The organism is Domibacillus sp. A3M-37 (assembly GCF_024213455.1).
Classification (GTDB): Bacteria; Bacillota; Bacilli; order Bacillales; family Domibacillaceae; genus Domibacillus; species Domibacillus tundrae.
The window spans coordinates 1-1,470 of sequence record NZ_JANAVL010000063.1 but is presented as its reverse complement, the minus strand read 5'-3'; the positions used below and the strand labels follow the sequence as shown (position 1 = coordinate 1,470).

1 protein-coding gene and 1 pseudogene are annotated in these 1,470 nt (G+C 46.8%); both read right to left on the bottom strand.

Going from position 1 to position 1,470, the window contains the following annotated elements; all coding sequences use genetic code 11:
• Window positions 1-30: 30 nt before the first annotated feature.
• Window positions 31-900 (bottom strand): annotated as a pseudogene (locus NLX67_RS22535) (IS3 family transposase); the annotation flags it as partial.
• Entirely contained in the window at window positions 858-1,415 is a 558-nt protein-coding gene (locus NLX67_RS22530; RefSeq protein ID WP_254313629.1) for a helix-turn-helix domain-containing protein, read from the bottom strand. The pseudogene NLX67_RS22535 and the gene NLX67_RS22530, both read right to left, overlap by 43 nt.
• Window positions 1,416-1,470 lie beyond the last annotated feature (55 nt).

Sequence of the window (1,470 nt, the reverse complement as noted above, 5' to 3'; positions counted from 1 at the left end):
GGTAGTGACCCCTTAAAGTTAGAGTTTCAATTATGCAGCTAATTGGCTGGCATGAGTCCGGTATTGCACCGGGCTCATGCCGGCCAATTTTTGTTTAATGCGTTCGTTGTTGTAGTAGTGGACGTACCGTTCAATTTTCAGCTTTAATTCTTCATAGGAGACCAGTTCTTCTCCGTGATACATCTCCTGTTTAAGCAAGCCAAAGAAGTTCTCCATGGCCGCGTTGTCGGCACATGTCGCCTTACGGGACATGCTTTGGAAGATCCGGTTCTGCTTCAATGTCTTCACCCATAACCGGTGCTGGTAATGCCAGCCTTGGTCGGAATGGATGGTGGTCCGGTAAGCAGCCCGGTCCCCTATAATGGGCAGAGCTTGATGCAACGATTCCAGGACGAAATCGAGAGTGGGGCGTTTTGACATGCCCATTCCAATAATTTCGCCGTTATAGAGATCCATCACGGGGCTCAAGTAGAGCTTTTCCTCGCCCGTACATTTGAATTCGGTGACGTCCGTCACGATCTTTTGCAAGGCGTGCGATGTGTGGAACCGGCGGTTCAACCGATTTTTTGCGATGGTACCCACTTTGCCCTTATAGGAGCGATAGCGCGATTTTCGAATGAACTTCACACATTTCAACTTTAATTCCTTCAGGAGGCGCTGGACTTTCTTGTGGTTGATGACGTACCCTTGCGCCTTTAATTCCAGATGGATCCGGCGATACCCGTAACGGCCTTCATGTTTTTCAAATAGTGCTCGAATCAATGTTTTCCATTCCAGATCCGGGTCTTCCGAATCGAACCGCTGCCGGTGGTAATGATATGTGGCTTCTGGAAGATTGACGATTTCTAGCACATCCGTTAATCGGAATCCTTCTTTTTGGAGTTCGAACGCCATCGCTGTTTGTGCTTTTCGAGGTAGGCATTCGGGTTCTCCTGGAAAGCGTCTAACTTTTTTAAATAAGCAATTTCTAACCGGAGAAGCTCATTCTCGCGTTCAAGTTGTTCTTCACGGGACATTGTCCCACCAGGTTTTGCCGGTTTCTTTTTCAGATTTTTCGCCATGGGTGACCGTCCTTTCGTTCTCAGACCCCCTGCCCCTTCCTTCAAAAATGCGCTTTTCCATTTCGCAATGAGCGTAGGGTTATGCATCTTGAATTCAATCGCTGCGTCCTGGTAGGAAGCGCCTGTTTGTTTCATAAAGTTTAATACATTCAGTTTAAATTGAACAGAATACACCTGATTTTTCTGCTTTTTCCTTAAGCCTTCTTTTCCGAATGCTTGGAAAGCCCGAACCCAGCGCTCAATCTGCCCATGGCTGGACATCCCGTATTTCTTGGCTAAAAGTGGATAGCCCAACGGGCCAGCCAAATACTCGTTGACCAAGTTCAGTTTAAATTCTTCGCTGTATTTCACCATAGAAAAAACACCCCTAAAGTTAGATTTTTAACTCTAACTTTAGGGGTGCAGCACC